This is a genomic window from Bradyrhizobium sp. BR2003 (genome assembly GCF_009720285.1).
GTDB classification, from domain to species: Bacteria; Pseudomonadota; Alphaproteobacteria; order Rhizobiales; family Xanthobacteraceae; genus Bradyrhizobium; species Bradyrhizobium elkanii.
In genome coordinates, this window is the sequence record NZ_SMYJ01000017.1 from 69,818 (window position 1) to 85,036 (window position 15,219).

At 64.1% G+C, this 15,219-nt stretch carries 14 protein-coding genes; 4 read left to right on the plus strand and 10 right to left on the minus strand.

All coding sequences use genetic code 11. From position 1 onward, the window contains the following. The 7 genes from E2I15_RS11900 to E2I15_RS11930 all read right to left on the minus strand — a co-directional run bounded on the left by E2I15_RS11900 (position 1) and on the right by E2I15_RS11930 (position 7,297). A complete protein-coding gene (locus tag E2I15_RS11900) occupies positions 1-1,332 on the minus strand; it encodes a sensor histidine kinase (RefSeq protein WP_137479570.1) in 1,332 nt (443 codons plus the stop codon). Positions 1,333-1,334: 2 nt separating this feature from the next. Next, positions 1,335-2,009 (minus strand): response regulator transcription factor, encoded by a 675-nt coding sequence (locus tag E2I15_RS11905; protein ID WP_137479569.1) that lies wholly within the window; start codon positions 2,007-2,009, stop codon positions 1,335-1,337. 377 nt (positions 2,010-2,386) lie between these two features. Continuing rightward, positions 2,387-3,475 carry a TRAP transporter substrate-binding protein gene (locus E2I15_RS11910; RefSeq protein WP_155262345.1) on the minus strand — a complete coding sequence of 363 codons (1,089 nt, stop codon included), beginning with the start codon at positions 3,473-3,475 and terminating at the stop codon, positions 2,387-2,389. Between the two features lie 295 nt (positions 3,476-3,770). Continuing rightward, positions 3,771-4,859 carry a TRAP transporter substrate-binding protein gene (locus E2I15_RS11915; protein WP_137479568.1) on the minus strand — a complete coding sequence of 363 codons (1,089 nt, stop codon included), beginning with the start codon at positions 4,857-4,859 and terminating at the stop codon, positions 3,771-3,773. A 307-nt stretch (positions 4,860-5,166) separates the two neighbouring features. Next, a complete protein-coding gene (locus E2I15_RS11920) occupies positions 5,167-5,403 on the minus strand; it encodes a hypothetical protein (RefSeq protein WP_137479567.1) in 237 nt (78 codons plus the stop codon). A 216-nt stretch (positions 5,404-5,619) separates the two neighbouring features. Further along, on the minus strand, positions 5,620-6,750 hold the full coding sequence (locus E2I15_RS11925) for an Mrp/NBP35 family ATP-binding protein (RefSeq protein ID WP_170991574.1): 1,131 nt from the start codon (positions 6,748-6,750) through the stop codon (positions 5,620-5,622). 109 nt (positions 6,751-6,859) lie between these two features. Next, the gene (locus tag E2I15_RS11930) at positions 6,860-7,297 is read right to left on the minus strand and encodes a VOC family protein (protein WP_137479565.1); all 438 of its coding nucleotides are present in this window, start codon (positions 7,295-7,297) and stop codon (positions 6,860-6,862) included. Positions 7,298-7,497: 200 nt separating this feature from the next. Between E2I15_RS11930 and E2I15_RS11935 the strand changes: the two genes are divergently transcribed. Next, positions 7,498-8,370, plus strand: coding sequence for an NAD(P)-dependent oxidoreductase (locus E2I15_RS11935; RefSeq protein ID WP_137479564.1), 873 nt, complete (start codon positions 7,498-7,500; stop codon positions 8,368-8,370). A gap of 267 nt (positions 8,371-8,637) precedes the next feature. On the opposite strand, the gene E2I15_RS11940 is transcribed toward E2I15_RS11935, so the two are convergent. After that, a complete protein-coding gene (locus tag E2I15_RS11940; RefSeq protein WP_155262337.1) occupies positions 8,638-10,032 on the minus strand; it encodes an ISNCY family transposase in 1,395 nt (464 codons plus the stop codon). A gap of 347 nt (positions 10,033-10,379) precedes the next feature. Between E2I15_RS11940 and E2I15_RS11945 the strand changes: the two genes are divergently transcribed. The 3 genes from E2I15_RS11945 to E2I15_RS11955 all read left to right on the plus strand — a co-directional run bounded on the left by E2I15_RS11945 (position 10,380) and on the right by E2I15_RS11955 (position 13,051). Beyond that, on the plus strand, positions 10,380-11,987 hold the full coding sequence (locus E2I15_RS11945; protein ID WP_137479095.1) for a sensor histidine kinase: 1,608 nt from the start codon (positions 10,380-10,382) through the stop codon (positions 11,985-11,987). 244 nt (positions 11,988-12,231) lie between these two features. Beyond that, entirely contained in the window at positions 12,232-12,435 is a 204-nt protein-coding gene (locus tag E2I15_RS11950; protein WP_026192618.1) for a DUF1289 domain-containing protein, read from the plus strand. Positions 12,436-12,460: 25 nt separating this feature from the next. Continuing rightward, the gene (locus tag E2I15_RS11955; RefSeq protein WP_137479096.1) at positions 12,461-13,051 is read left to right on the plus strand and encodes a TIGR02281 family clan AA aspartic protease; all 591 of its coding nucleotides are present in this window, start codon (positions 12,461-12,463) and stop codon (positions 13,049-13,051) included. 21 nt (positions 13,052-13,072) lie between these two features. Here E2I15_RS11955 and catC read toward each other — a convergent pair whose 3' ends face one another. Both catC and E2I15_RS11965 read right to left on the minus strand, forming a co-directional pair. Next, positions 13,073-13,363: a muconolactone Delta-isomerase gene (catC, locus tag E2I15_RS11960; RefSeq protein WP_137479097.1), complete on the minus strand. Its 291-nt coding sequence runs from the start codon at positions 13,361-13,363 to the stop codon at positions 13,073-13,075. Between the two features lie 108 nt (positions 13,364-13,471). Continuing rightward, positions 13,472-15,049: a 4-hydroxyphenylacetate 3-hydroxylase N-terminal domain-containing protein gene (locus E2I15_RS11965; RefSeq protein WP_246668076.1), complete on the minus strand. Its 1,578-nt coding sequence runs from the start codon at positions 15,047-15,049 to the stop codon at positions 13,472-13,474. Positions 15,050-15,219: the final 170 nt, after the last annotated feature.

Sequence of the window (15,219 nt, forward strand, 5' to 3'; positions counted from 1 at the left end):
TCAGCGGGCGGCTGCCGGCTCTTGCCTTGCAAGGCGGAAGCTCAGCGTGAACTGGGCGCCGCCGGACGGCAGGTTCTCCACCCTGACCGTCGCATCGTGATCGTCGACGACGCCGCGCACGATCGAGAGGCCGAGCCCCGCGCCGTCGGTGCGCTGGCGATCGCGGCGCCAGAAGCGCTGGAAGATCAGGCCCTGCTCGGCAGGCGCAATCCCCGGCCCGCAGTCGCGCACCTGCACCGAACCGTTATCGTGCACCTCGACATCGACCGAGGTCTTGTCGGCGGTGTACTTGATGGCGTTCTCGGCCAGATTGAAGATCGCCCGCTGCAGCATCTGCGCATTGCCCCTGACCTGCACCGGACTGTCGGTGCCGCGCAGCGCGATGTCCTTGTGCTGCGCCAACGCGTAGGGCGCGATCGAGCCGACCACCTCGGCGCACACCGCGCGCAAATCCGCAGTCTCGCCGGGATCGAGCACCAGCGTGTCGAGCTCGGCGATCTCGAGCAGTTGGCTGACGATGCGGCTCATGCTCTCGATGTCGGCATGCAGCTCCCTGGTCCCCTTGGCCGCATCGAGCGTCTCGATCCGGGTCCGGAGGATCGCAAGCGGCGTGCGCAGCTGATGCGCGGCATCGGCCGTGAACTGGCGCTGCACGTGAAACCCTTCCTCGAGGCGATCGAACGCCTGGTTGACGGCCGTCACCAGCGGCAGGATCTCGCTCGGAATCCCCGTCGTCGGAAGGCGGATATCGATCCTTGCCGGCCCGATGCTCCTCGCCTCCTCCGAGGCCCGCAACAGCGGAATCACCGCGCGGCGGAAGATCAGGATGTCGGTGGCAAGCAGGATCAGAAGGATCGGGATGGTGATCCAACCAACCCGCCGGAAGAAATTGGAGACGATGTCGTCGATGATGACGTCGCGATGCGACAGGTCCTCGGCGACCAGGATGCGCAGCGTCTGGCCGCCGAGCAGCCTGGTGACGCTGGCACCGGAGATCCGGTTGGCCAAGGCAGGTAGTCGCGGCGCCTCACGATGCGACGAGAACAGCAGATGATCGTCGGCATCGTAGATGTCGTAGCGGTAGCGGCCATAGGCGTCGGAATAGAGCCCCCTCAGGCTGTCCGGCAGGTTGAGCTTCACCTTGCCCGCGGCATCGACCGAGAGGTTCTGGCCGAGATCGGCCGCCTGGTCGCGCATCGCTTCGCGATGCAGCTGATTGATCTCCGAATTCAATAGCCACAGCAGCAGCAGCGGCAGGAAGATTGCCGCGACCGCGACCGCCACGATGTGCAGGAACACGATGCGCGACGTCAGCGACTGGAAGCGGAACACGCCTACTTCTCCTCCGCCATCAGATAACCGACGCCCCGAATGGTATGGATGATGACCTTGGCGCGGTGCTCGGCGAGCAGCTTGCGCAGGCGGGACACGTAAACCTCGACCGCGTTCGAGGCGACCTCGCCGGACAGGCCGAAGATGTGGTCCTCGACATTCTTCTTCGGCACCACCCGCCCCTGCCGCCGCAGCAGAATCTCCAGCACCGACGTTTCGCGCGCGGAGAACACATGCGGAGCGCCGTCGACGAACACCTGCTTGCTCTCGGTGTCGTAGACCAGATTGGCAAGCTTCAGCGAGGAACCGAGCAGCTGGCCTGGCCGGCGCAGGATGGCCTCGAGCCGCGCCACCAGCTCTTCCAGCGCGAACGGCTTCGCCAGATAGTCGTCCGCGCCGCTGCGCAGGCCGCTGACCCGATCCTGCAGGCCGCCCCGCGCGGTCAGCACCAGGACCGGCAGCGGGTCGGTCTTGCGGCGCAGCTCCGACAGCACCGACAAGCCATCGCCGTCGGGCAGCCCGAGGTCGAGGATCATGGCAGCATAGCTGACGCTGCGCAGCGCGTCGCGCGCCTCGGCAACGCTGTTGACGATGTCGGATTCATATCCCGCCGCCGTCAGCCCGCTGGCGAGCAGCCGCGAGAGCTCGACATTGTCCTCGACGATCAGAAGGCGCATCGCGGCAACCCAATCCTCATTCGATCGATCTTCCGTTTGCTGTCGTCAGAACAAGACGCATGCGAAGGTGACGTCTCGATGGCGACACTAGCGCCATGTTGCGCGCTCCGGCGGGCGCCGCCGCCTCGAAAATAGATAGCCGCCTACCCGGTGCAATCAAAATCCGCTCCAGGCGGACCATTGATCGAGCCCCTGTAAGGCTGACGTCAGCTAGCCCTGATAGCAGCTTGCTCGTTCAAGCCCCGGAGATCGAGAACTGGCAATCACCGCCACGACCAGCGATCGCATTTGCAAGCCGCGTCGAAGTCGTGATCGCGGCATAGAAAAAGCCCCGGAGCCCTCGCTCCGAGGCCGACGTCCTGTCCAACTCGCAGCGCTCAGCTCTGCGCGTGGCGCGCCATGAAATTGTCGTAGCCGACCTCGGCGACCTGGAACCACTGATAGCCGTTGCTGGAAAAGCTGTTGAGGGATTCGTAGACTTTCTTGAAGTCCGCGTTGGTCGCAGAGACCTCGTTGTGCAGTTCCTTTGCCGCTTTGAACGAGGCCTCCATCACCGGCCCCGGGAAAGCATGCAGCTTGGCTCCCGCTGCAAGCAAGCGCTTCAGGGCCGGCGGATTTGTCTGGTCATACTTCGCCATCATCCAGTTGTTGGCGTAGTGACCTGCCTGTTCGAGAATTGACTGATAGTATTTCGGCAGCGCGTTCCATTTGTCGAGATTGACGAGGGACAGCAGCATGGGACCGCCTTCCCACCAACCCGGATAGTAATAATGGGGAGCCACCTTGACGAAGCCCAGCCGCTCATCGTCGTAGGGACCGACCCATTCCGCCGCGTCTATGGTGCCCTTCTCCAGCGCCGGATAGATGTCGCCGCCGGCGATCTGTTGCGGCACCGCGCCGAGCTTCTGCATCACGCGCCCGGCAAAGCCGCCAATGCGGAATTTGAGGCCCTTCAGGTCGTCAACACTGGCGATCTCCTTGCGAAACCAACCGCCCATCTGACACCCCGTGTTGCCGGCGAGGAGCGAGACAACGTTGTACTTCTTGTAGAACGCATTGAGCAGGTCCCTGCCGCCGCCCAGCACATACCAAGCCTGGTTGATGCGCATGTTGGGGCCGAAGGGCACGGCCGAGCCGAACGTGAAGGTCGGGTCCTTTCCGAAGTAGTAGTACGACGCCGTGTGCCCGATTTCGACGGTGCCGTTTTGGACGGCGTCGAGCACCTGCAGTCCGGGAACGATCTCGCCCGCTGCGAATGTCTGGATCTGGAATTTGTTGTCGGTCGCCTCGCCGACCATCTTGGCCATCATCTCGGCGCCACCGTAGAGCGTGTCGAGCGATTTCGGCCAGCTCGTCGGCATTCGCCATTTGAGCTCCGGCATCGACTGCGCAATCGCCGGCGCCGCGATGGCTGCTGCTCCGGCAACGCCTAAGCCCGTGACCTTGATGAATTCTCTGCGCTTCATTTTTGAATCCTGCCCTTTGGTTGTGTTTTCGCTTGTGCTGCCGGAGCGCCGCCGGGATTTTCCGATCGTCGCGCTCACTCTTCTTGGCCGTCGCGATCGACGAGAGATCGTACGCCGCCTTCGTGCCGAGGCTTGGGGCGAGCATGGAACATCCCCTCGGCGAACGCCAGACGCAAAAAGCCCGGCCTTCTTGTGAAGGCCGGGCTACTTAAGTCGAATTCTCAGAAGGGCTCCGATCGCGAGATCGAAGCCTCAATTCTCCTGACGCGTTCTCCTTACGCGAACGCTGCGCTGATCAGCCGCGGGTGCGCGAGCGGATCATGAAGCTGTCGAAGGTGTACTCGGCGACCTGCCACCATAGATACTGGTCGGAGCGATACGCCTGCATGGCGTCGATCGACTTCTTGAAGTCGGCGTTCTTGGCCGAGATTTCACCCCACAGCTCGTTGGTCGCCTTGAGGCAGGCCTCAAGCACCTCGTTGGTGAACGGCCGCAGCTGCGTGCCGCCGGCAACCAGCCGCTTCAACGCCGTCGGGTTCTGCATGTCGTAGCGCGCGGCCATCCAGCTGTTGGCGTTGGCACACGCGTTGGTCAGAATGGCCTGATAGCCCTTCGGCAGTGCATTCCACTTTTCGAGATTGGCGAAGGCGTGCACCGTGGGGCCGCCCTCCCAGAAACCCGGATAGTAGTAATACTTGGCGACCTTGGCGAAGCCGAGCTTCTCGTCGTCATAGGGGCCGACCCACTCGGCCGCGTCGATGGTGCCCTTTTCGAGCGCCGGATAGATGTCGCCGCCGGCGAGCTGCTGCGGCACCACGCCGACCTTCTGCAGCACCTGGCCGGCGATGCCGCCAATGCGCATCTTGAGGCCTGACATGTCGGCGACGGTCTTGATCTCCTTGCGGAACCAGCCGCCCATCTGGGTGCCGGTGTTGCCGGTCGGGAAGCCGATCACGCCGAACTTCTTGAAGAACTCGTTGCCGAGCTCCTGGCCGCCGCCCTGGTACCACCAGGAGTTCTGCATGCGGGCGTTGAGGCCGAACGGCACCGACGCATAGATCGCGAAGGTCGGATCCTTGCCGACATAGTAGTACGAGACCGTGTGGCACATCTCGACAGTACCGTTCGACGTCGCGTCCAAGGCCTGCAAGCCAGGCGCGAGTTCGCCAGCCGCGAACACCTGGATCTGGAACCTGTTGTCGGTCATTTCGGCGACGTACTTCGACACCTGCTCGGCGCCGCCATAGATGGTGTCCAGCGACTTCGGGAAGCTCGAGGTCAGGCGCCACTTGATTTCAGGCGAGGACTGCGCGATCGCCGGCGCAGCAACCGCCGTCGCGGCAGCACCGGCCGCAGAAACTTTCAAAAAATCACGACGCTTCATCGTAAGACTTCTCCTTCAGGGGCGTTTCCCAGTGACCGCAAGCAGTTCTCCGGCAGGCGCGTGAAGGCCTGCCGAGGCGCTCTGGGTCGGCCCTTTAACACGGAAGGTGGCGTCACGGAAACGCGACAATGGCATGACCGCGCCAATTAAACGAAAGTCTGATGGGGCTGGAAATCAGCCGGAAAACGCGCCTTCAGGCGGCGACGATGACGCCTGGCAGGTGGCCGCGGAGCCGCCGCGGACCGCGCGGTAAATCGCCGCGTGCGGGCCGCCCGGTCCGCTCTCGACCACCGGGTCACCGGAGCAATCAGCGCCGCGTCGTGTCCCGCGCCTTCTTGGCTTGATCAGCCAAATACCGCCCCCGCCGGATCCAGCTTTGCGCGGTTGTCTTGCTGACGCCATACGTCTTGGCGATCACCTCGGCAGCCTCGCCGATCGAGTCGGACTTCTTGGCCATGTTGAATGCCAGCCGGGAGGCCTCTGCGCGCTTCTCCCGCGTCAGATGTTTGCGGTGCTGTTTGTTTGCGTCGCGTGATGCTGCCATGTCGATGGTCGCCTCACGGCCCCTTCCGCAGTTTTGGCTTCACCCGTGGCCGCCTTCCGCTGATCGGTACGATTCGGCCACTCCAGCATAAACATACAGGCCGGAACCGATTCAGCAATCGTCCAAAGGCACCAAAGGCCACTGGCCTGTGAAGAAGGCTCGCCGGGCTTCCCGACGCTTCGAGGCCAATCGAGCCAGCGGAACAGCAGCGCAGGCTCAGGCTGCCGCGATGACGCCTTGCAGCTGCTCGCGGACCTTGCCGCCGATCGCGCGGTAGATCGCCGCGTGCGGGCCGTCCGGTTCGCTCTCGACCACAGGGTTGCCGGAATCGGAGGCGGTGCGGATCGCGATGTGCAGGGGGATTTCGCCGAGGAACGGCACCCCCAGTTTCTCGGCCTCGTGGCGGGCGCCGCCATGGCCGAAGATATCCGAGCGGGTGCCGCAATGCGGGCACTGGAAATAGCTCATGTTCTCGACGATGCCGAGCACCGGCACGTTGACCTTCTTGAACATCGCAAGCCCGCGCCGGGCGTCGATCAGCGAGAGGTCCTGCGGGGTCGAGATGATGACGGCGCCCTTGAGCGGGACGTTCTGCGCCAGCGTGAGCTGGGCATCGCCGGTGCCGGGCGGCATGTCGACCACGAGCACGTCGAGCGTGCCCCAGGCGACGTCGCGCAGCATCTGCGTGATCGCCGACATCACCATCGGCCCGCGCCAGATCATCGCGGTATCCTCCTCGACCAGGAAGCCGATCGACATGATCGACAGGCCGAAGCGCTGCAGCGGGACCATCTTCTTGTCGTCATTGAGCTGCGGCTTCTCGCGGATGCCGGTCAGCCGCGGCACCGACGGGCCGTAGATGTCGGCGTCGAGCAGTCCGACGCGCAGGCCGAGGTCGCGCAGGCCGAGTGCGAGGTTGAGCGCCGTGGTCGACTTGCCGACGCCGCCCTTGCCGGAGGCGACGGCGATGACGGCGGAGATGCCGGGGATCTCGGCCTGCCGGGCCATCGGCGATTGCCCGCCGGGCGGATGCGGATGGCGATGGGCGGACGCCGGCGGGACGCCGCCGGCCGGCCGCGGCGCCGGTGCCGCGCCGCCCGCCTTGCGTTCCGCGGTCAGCGCGACCATCGCGACGCTGACGCCGGGAATGGCGCGCACGGCGTTCTCGGCCTGCGCACGCACGCTCTCCCAGGCGCGAGCCTCCGCGGCATCGACATTGATCGAGAAGAACACCTTGCCGTCGGTGACCGTGATCGCCGACAGCACATTGGCGTTGGTCAAGGCCGTGCCGCGTGGCGACATCACCTTGGCAAGGCAATCGAGAACCTGTTGCTGCGTCACGCTCACCGCGCATCTCCTGGACATTTTCCCGGCATGATCTTGTTCGGAAAACCGCTTCGCACTTTTCCGGATCATGCCCAAGAGACCGACCCATAGAGCGTTGCAGCGCAAAAGGCTACCTCGCTCCGACGTCGTCCCGCCGCTCGGCCGGCGCCGCCGAGCCGCCTTCCTTGGCGGCCTCGTAGTTCAGCTCGATCATGACCCCGTTGGGGTCGCTGACGAAGATCTGCCAGAGATCGCCGCCGGGAACCTGGCGCGAGTCGAATTCCATGCCCTTGGACTGAAGCCGCTGCCGCATCCCATCGAAGCCCTGGCTGGCAAAGGCGACGTGATGGACGACGCCCGAGTCAGGCTTTTGTGCCTCGTCGGTCGCCGAAATATCGACCAGATGCACGACCGCCTTGCCCTCGCTGTACATCCACGCACCGGGGAACGCGAAGTTCGGCCGCGCGCCCTTTTCCAGGCCCAGAATGTCCTCATAGAACCGCACCGTGGCGGCGAGATTCCGGGTCCGGATATTGAAATGATCGAGCACACCGACGCTCATGCCCATGCGAGACACTCCCTTTTTTGTGAAGTTCGTTGGTGGGCCGATCCTAGCACAAAACCGCTTTCTGCCATCCCACCAAGGCCGTTGCCCTCCGCTGCACAGGGGGTATGGTGCGGCTCCTTCCATGGACGGAATGCCCTGCCCGCCGCGAATTTGCCGGCAGGCGAAGGGCCATCACCACGGCAAATCACAAGGTAACAGATATGGCTAAAGTCGCTTTTCTCGGTCTCGGCGTGATGGGTTTCCCGATGGCGGGACACCTCGTGAAAAAAGGCGGCCATGAGGTCACCGTGTACAACCGGACCGCGGCGAAGGCGAAGGAGTGGGCCGACAAGTTCGGCGGCAAGACCGCGCCGACCCCGAAGGCCGCCGCCGAAGGCCAGGATTTCGTGATGTGCTGCGTCGGCAATGACAACGACCTGCGCGCGGTCACGATCGGCCCCGACGGCGCCTTCGCCGGCATGAAGAAGGGCGCGACCTTCGTCGACCACACCACCGCCTCCGCCGAGGTCGCCCGCGAGCTCGATGCTGCCGCGACCAAGGCCGGCTTCAAGTTCGTCGACGCGCCGGTGTCGGGCGGCCAGGCCGGCGCCGAGAACGGCGTGCTGACGGTGATGTGCGGCGGCAGCAAAGACGCCTATGCAGGCGCGGAGCCTGTTATCACCGGCGCCTATGCGCGGATGTGCAAATTGCTCGGGCCGGCCGGCGCCGGCCAGCTCACCAAGATGGTCAACCAGATCTGCATCGCGGGCCTCGTTCAGGGCCTGTCGGAGGGCATCCACTTCGCCAAGAAGAGTGGCCTCGACGTCGCCGACGTGATCGAGACCATCTCCAAGGGCGCGGCGCAATCCTGGCAGATGGAGAACCGCTACAAGACCATGAACGAGGGCAAGTACGATTTCGGCTTCGCGGTCGAGTGGATGCGCAAGGACCTCTCGATCGCGCTGGCGGAAGCCCGCCGCAACGGCGCCACTTTGCCCGCCACCGCGCTGGTCGACCAGTTCTATGCCGAGGTCGAGAAGATGGGCGGCAAGCGCTGGGATACGTCAAGCCTGCTCGCCCGTCTGCAGCGCTAACGCTTGCTCGCCTACGGCCATGGGTGACCCGCGCCCGCGGGTCACCTGCCATGCAGCGTCGCCCCGCAAAGGAGAAGCCCCCTTTGAAGGTCGCGCTGCCAAAATATCGAAAACAACCCCATGCAAAGGAGCTGGTCGGCCGCCGGCATCCGATTTGTCGACTGTCCGTAGCGGGTGAAGATGTCGTGTTTTTGTAGCTCGTGATCTGTCGCCTTCGTTTGTGATTTGCAGGGGAGCCGGAAGGCGGGGACGGCTTTGCCTGATTGATCATGCCACGGCTGTTGCGGCGGTTTTAGCCCTGCGGGTGTGTTTCTTTGTTCGACTTGAAGCCCGTTTCTCCGCCCCGACCCGCGCGATCTTGACGGCGGCGCGCGCAGGAGCGGTCAAGGACGCGCGCTTGCGCGCCCGCAAGGGCTTGTCCTTGACGGCTCCGAGCACGCTGCCAGGCTGAGGCGCGTCGGGGCTGATCTGCTGTCCGTTGGCGCTAAACACCGCCAACCGATGCGGTCCGAGGAACACGCTGACGGCGCCATCGGGATACTCATGGAGCCGCACCACGGCCTTGACGAAGTGAGGCCTGAGCCGGCTCTGCGGCAGCTGCAGCCGCCGACCGTTCCATGCAACGGTATTATCGTTGGCGACGGTACGCTCCTCGATCACGCACAGCGCCTCGCGCCAGGCCTCATGCCGGTCGGCCACGAATGCCGAGCCTTCCTGTTCGGGCTTGATCGCAAACGCGGCGTTGTGCCCGGCGATGTAATGCGCCTTCAGCCACGCATTGGCGGCTTCGACCGTCTTGATCCCGGCAAGCCGCAGCTCCTTCGGCAGCCGATCCTGCAACGTGCCGAACAGCCGCTCGGAGCGCCCGCGCGCCTGCGGCGAATAGGCTGCGATATGCTCGATCCCAAGATGCGATAAAGCCCGTCCCACCTGGGTTTGTTGCGTCTTCGAGACCTTCTCGCCGGTTTTTGGGGTAAGGAAATAATGGCTGCCGCGGTCGGTATAGAGCGCGCAGAACAGGCCATGCTCGCCAATCACTTCGCGCAAGGCCTGGAAGGTCGAGGCCGTTCCTTCTTCCTCGACCAGGACCATCGAGTAGACCTCGCTGGTCGCATCGTCCATCGTGACGATCAGGTCCCTCGCGGGCAGACCTTCGATCCAAACGTGGCGCGATCCGTCCTGGTGCAGCAGCATGCCCCGAAGCGGCCGGCGTGGGCGCTTCTTGCGGTGCGCCGAACGCTTCGGCGCCTTCCGCACCAACCCCGCCGCGTGCAAGGCTAGCTTGGTCACCGTATAGCCCAGCATATAGCCATGCCGCTTTTGCAGCTGCTCGTGGAAATGCTTCACCGTGAAGTCCGCGTACTTGTCCCGGAACAGCCCCAGCATCCGCTCAAGTTCTTTCTGCGGCGCTCGCCGTGGCGAGCGCCGACCCATCCGCCGGTCGACAAGCCCGTCATCGCCCTCTGCCTCGTAGCGTTCTGCCCAACGTTGAAATGTCCGCACGCTGATCCCAGAACCTCTGCAGCCGCCTCCTGCGTCAGCTCCTTGGCCTCCGTCCGCTCCAACAAACTTGAAAACCGCATCCGTCGTACTCCCTCGTGAATGGATGCCGTGCCCATCGTGCCCCCTTTGTTCCGGGGCACCGAAAACACGACACTTCACGAGCTACAATCAGGCGACAGATCACGAGCTACTGACACATCCGATTTGTCGACTTGACATGTCGGGCAAATCAGGGGCACACTTCCATTATTCCGAAATTGTGTGAACACCCTCAAAATCTGTCTCCACCCTTAGCATCCTTCTCTCCTGGTTGCCTGGAGCCGGAAATGGATTCGGTCGTCGCCGTGGCTCTCCTCGGACCGACCGCGCAGCGCCCCGCGCAAAAGTTAATTTAACCTCCCGTTAACGCCTTTCTTTAGCTCTTTAAGGTAACGCTTAATGAATTAGCGTCACAGATAGACAATGCAAAAAGCCCGCGCGGTTCGCGGGCAGGATTTGTGTTGTTTATGAGTAATCCCGCAGAAAAGCCTGAAGTTGTAGCGCTTCCGGCAGGACCTCAGGTGACGGTGCCGGTGAACAGCCGGCGCGTCGCCGCGCAGCGGGTGCGCGAGGCGCGGGATCGGTTAACGTCGTCAAGTGGAACCCGCCCGGCGTTCGACGCCGAACTGCTCCGCCAATACGCCCAGACCCGGATCTCGGCGTCCTACGTCGTGATGCTGCTCGTGGTGGCAACCGGCGTGCTGTTTGGCCTCTGGATGAAGCCGATCGTGGCCGGCGCCTGGACGGTCGGCATCCTCTGCGTCCATCTCGCCATCATCCGCAGCTGTTCCCGCTTCCTCGCCGAACCCACCTCGGTCGCGGTCACCCGCAAATGGCGGACGCGCTTCGTGCTGCTCGACCTGCTCTACGGCCTGTGCTGGACCGCGATCCTGATCCACCCCGCCGGGCGCGATCTCGCCTCCAACACGCTGATGATGTTTTTGATGCTGCTGGTGATCGCGGTCTCCAGCATGCTGGCCGCGAGCCTGCCGATCGCAGCCCTTGCGGCGACCGTTCCGGTGACGGTCGGGATCGCGCTCGACCTCGTGCTCAACGGCGCATTCGACAATTACGTGCTGGCGCTGCTCGCGCTGGCCGCCGAAGGTTATTTCGCCCTGCTCGCGCACCGCCTGCATTCGACCACGCTGGCGACGCTGGAAGCCCGAGCCGAAAAGGACGCGCTGATCGGCGAACTGGAGCAGGCCAAGGCGATCTCCGACGAGGCGCGCCACCGTGCCGAGTCCGCCAACGTCGCCAAGTCGCGCTTCCTCGCCCAGATGAGCCACGAGCTGCGCACGCCGCTCAACGCCATCCTCGGCTTCTCCGAGGTGATGAAGAGCGAGATTTTCGGCGCGCACACCGTGCCGGTCTACAAGGAATATTCCGCCGACATCCATAATTCCGGCGTGCACCTGCTCAATCTCATCAACGAGATCCTCGACCTGTCGCGGATCGAGGCCGGCCGCTACGAGCTGAACGAAGAGGCCGTGGCGCTGGTGCATGTCGTCGCCGACTGCCACCATCTGTTGAAGCTGCGCGCCTCCAGCCGCGGCATCACCATCCACGAGGTGTTCGAGCACGGCATGCCCAGGATCTGGGGCGACGAGCGCGCCATCCGCCAGGTCGTGCTCAACCTGCTCTCCAACTCGATCAAGTTCACGCCACAGGGCGGCGAAATCTGGCTGAAGGTCGGCTGGACCGCGTCGGGCGGGCAATATCTGAGCGTCAAGGACACCGGAAGCGGCATCGCCGAAGACGAGATCCCGGTCGTGCTGGCCTCCTTCGGCCAGGGCTCCAACTCGATCAAGTCGGCGGAACAGGGCGCGGGCCTTGGCCTGCCGATCGCGAAAAGCCTGATCGACATGCATGGCGGCACCTTCACGCTGAAATCGAAGCTGCGCATCGGCACCGAGGTAATCGTGACCTTGCCGCCGGAACGGGTGATGAGCGCGCTGGCGCCGATGGCGGAAGAAGCGCCGCCGATGCAGCCGCCGGAGCCCGTCGAGCCCACGATGGGCGCCGACCGGAAACGCGTGCGCCGCAAGTCGATCATGAGTGCCGGCACCGGATTGTAGAGCATGTCGCGGAAGATCGTGACGCGGTTATCGCTAGAGCCCTTTCCGTTCCGATGGATTCGGAACGAGGCTCTAGGCTTTGGTTCTTTACGCGAACCGGTATCCACTTCGCTCGAAAACGCTTCGGCAATAAACCCAAGGCGTTCGCGCCGGGACCATGCTCGCGACAAGATGCCGAGGCGTGATGCAGCATCCCACGTCAACCGGCTTGCACCGGCCGCCGAAACCGGTCAACACTTGAACAATGAGCTCAGAGACGCCGTGTATCGCAGTCTGCATGATGGACCCCAGGACGAAGCTCTGCTTCGGCTGCGGCCGCACGCTTCCGGAAATCGCGCGCTGGCACAAGATGGACCGCACGGAGCGGCTGTCGGTGATGGCGACGCTGCCGGCGCGCATGGCCGAGGCCGGGCTCGAGCGCATGGAGCCGCGTCCGAAGCGCGCGTGATCGGCGTTGCGGCGGGAGTTGCGCCGTGACCCGTATCCTCCTCGTCATCGTGCTGCTGATGGCAACCGCCGGCGCCGTCGTCGCCTATGGCGACCCCGAGCAGATCGCCCGCGCCAGGGAAAATCTTACCCAGATCTTCGGCCGCAGCATCACCGCCTCAGCCTCCACCCCCAGCTCCGCCCCCGCGGTGCAGATCGCGCGCGGCCAGGGCGGCGAGTTCGCGTTCCGTGCCAAGATCAACGGCGTCAGCGCCCCGATGGTGATCGACACCGGCGCGACCTCGGTCGTGCTCACCTGGGAAACCGCGAAAGCGATCGGGCTGCCGATCGATATGCTCGAATACAATGTCGACCTCGAGACCGCCGGCGGTCACACCAAGGCGGCGCGGCTGACGCTCGATCGGCTCGCGGTCGGCAAGCTGGTCGAGAAATCGGTGCCGGCGCTGGTGGTGCAACGCGGGCAGATGAAGACCAACCTGCTCGGCATGAGCTTCCTCGACCGGCTCGAGAGCTGGGGTGTCCGCGCCGACACGCTGAGCCTGACCGGCTACCCCGACGTCACCGGCAGCATCAACACCTCAAGCCGCCACCGGCGCCCGCGCACGTCGGTCGATTAGCGCGACGGCCCCTACCCACCGCTATCGATCGTCGTCGTGGATCGACGACGGGTGCCGGCACAGCGGCGTGACCTGGATCTCCATAAACGGAAACAGCGGCAGGCTGGACAGGATATCGTGCAATTCCTGCGCGCCAGACACGTCGAAGATGCTGACATTGGCGTAGCGCCCGGCCACCCGCCACAGATGGCGCCAGGCCCCCATACGCTGCAGCTCCATGGCGCGGACGCGTTCCGCCGCCTTCAGCGCATCGGTTCGCTCGGCCGGGAGATCGTGCGGAATCCGCACCTCCATTTCGACGTGAAACAGCATGACGATGATCTCTTTCTGCAAGGATGAACGGGACGCGAAGACGGCGTGGAGCCGCCGCGCGATCGCGGCGGCTCCATTGATCGGTCTATCAGATGCTCAGCCTCGTCGTCAGCCCTGCACCAGACCACGGCTGACGAGGTTGATGTCGTCGGGGTTGACGAGGTCCTTCGCCGTCCAGCCGGAGACGTCGTAGTCGCTCATGCAGTTGCGCACGAAATCCTGCATGGCGCCGAGGTCGCCGGTGGCGCTCGCGGCCATCAGCGTCTCGACGCGCAGGTTCTCGTAATTGCCCGCATAGTTGCGCTCGTAGAGCTCATGCCGGCCGCCGAACTCGGAGCCGACCGCGTCCCAGAGCAGCTTCAGCAGCTTGATCCGGTCGATCGCGGCGTAGCCGTTGGAGCCGCGCACGAAGCGGTCGAGATAGGGCCGGATCGCCTCGCTCTCCAGATCGGCCGAACTCGACGGCAGATAGATCAGGCCGCTCGCGACATGACGCTCGATCAACTCCTTGATCCGCGGATAGGCCATCGGCGCGAACACGCGATAGGCCAGCCCGTAGTTCAGGTTGGGCAGATTGTAGCCCTCCGTACCCTGCCATGCGATCGGCGACTTCACCATCGCGTCGGCAATGCCGTGGAACAGATTGCGCCAGGCGATCACCTCGCCCACCGCCGTCTGCACGCCGCGAAAATCCTTCGACCCGGTCGCCTCGACCGCCATCGAGAACAGGCCGGCGATGAAGTCGAGCTTGACGGCAAGCCGCGTCACGCCGTGCAGCGTGAATCGCGGGATGAAGCCCGAGGCCGGGAAGAACTGGTTGATCTTGTCGATGTCGCCATAGATGAAGACGTTTTCCCAGGGCACCAGCACCTTGTCGAACACGAGGATCGAGTCGTTCTCATCGAAGCGGCTGGACAGCGGATAGTCGAACGGCGAGCCGGTCGCCGCCGCGGTGAATTCGTAGGACGAGCGGGCGATCAGCTTGATGCCCTTGGCATCCATCGGCGCCGTGAAGATCAGCGCGAACGACTTGTCCTTGATCGGGATACCGTAATGCGCGATGAAATTGTAGTGCGTCAGCGCCGAGCCGGTCGCCACCACCTTCGCGCCCGACACGATCAGGCCGGCGTCGGTCTCCTTCTCGACATGCATGAAGACGTCGCGCACCTCCTCGATCGCACGGTCGCGATCGATCGGTGGATTGACGATGGCGTGATTCCAGAAGTCCAGACGCTCCTGGGTCCGGGCATACCACTTTTTCGCATTGCCGGCGTAGTCGCCATAGAAGCTCGAATTCGCCCCCAGCGTGCCGAGGAACGACGCCTTGTAATCCGGCGAGCGGCCCATCCAGCCGAAAGCAACTTTCTGCAATTCGGCGATCGCATCGCGGCCCTTGACGAGGTCATCGGCCGTTTTCGAGCCGAGGAAGAACGGATGGGTCAGCTGTCCCGAGCCGGTGTCGGTCAGGACGCCGATCCGATCCTTCTTCTCGTGGAAGCGGTCGTACCAGCGCGCCACCATCCGCGCCGAATTGCGAAAGGCGGGATGTTGGGTGACGTTCTTGACGCGCTCGCCGTAGATGTAGATTTCCCGACCGTCCTGGATGCTGTCCAGGAATTCCGCACCGGTATAGACGCTGGTGGTTGACGCAGGCATGTCGGCTCGCAGGGCTGCCGCAGTAGTCATGGGTTTCTCCTCCGCTGGTGTCGTGGACCGGTGGCATTGCCACAGCGGCCCTAAGACCATCTCGTCACGCTCTTGGACGGCGTGACATCGGAGGAAACGCTACGCGCTCACCCGGAGCGGGCGAAAGGTATCACACCATACCGCGCGGACCGGCCCGGCTCGGGCTATGA

What these genes read in the sequence shown, in the direction of transcription:
- E2I15_RS11905 (WP_137479569.1), bottom strand. Translation starts at nt 2,009, where the DNA reads ATGCGCCTTCTGATCGTCGAGGACAATGTCGAGCTCTCGCGGCTGCTC.
- E2I15_RS11910 (WP_155262345.1), bottom strand. Translation starts at nt 3,475, where the DNA reads ATGAAGCGCAGAGAATTCATCAAGGTCACGGGCTTAGGCGTTGCCGGA.
- E2I15_RS11915 (WP_137479568.1), bottom strand. Translation starts at nt 4,859, where the DNA reads ATGAAGCGTCGTGATTTTTTGAAAGTTTCTGCGGCCGGTGCTGCCGCG.
- E2I15_RS11920 (WP_137479567.1), bottom strand. Translation starts at nt 5,403, where the DNA reads ATGGCAGCATCACGCGACGCAAACAAACAGCACCGCAAACATCTGACG.
- E2I15_RS11930 (WP_137479565.1), bottom strand. Translation starts at nt 7,297, where the DNA reads ATGGGCATGAGCGTCGGTGTGCTCGATCATTTCAATATCCGGACCCGG.
- E2I15_RS11935 (WP_137479564.1), top strand. Translation starts at nt 7,498, where the DNA reads ATGGCTAAAGTCGCTTTTCTCGGTCTCGGCGTGATGGGTTTCCCGATG.
- E2I15_RS11945 (WP_137479095.1), top strand. Translation starts at nt 10,380, where the DNA reads ATGAGTAATCCCGCAGAAAAGCCTGAAGTTGTAGCGCTTCCGGCAGGA.
- E2I15_RS11950 (WP_026192618.1), top strand. Translation starts at nt 12,232, where the DNA reads ATGAGCTCAGAGACGCCGTGTATCGCAGTCTGCATGATGGACCCCAGG.
- catC (WP_137479097.1), bottom strand. Translation starts at nt 13,363, where the DNA reads ATGCTGTTTCACGTCGAAATGGAGGTGCGGATTCCGCACGATCTCCCG.
- E2I15_RS11965 (WP_246668076.1), bottom strand. Translation starts at nt 15,049, where the DNA reads ATGACTACTGCGGCAGCCCTGCGAGCCGACATGCCTGCGTCAACCACC.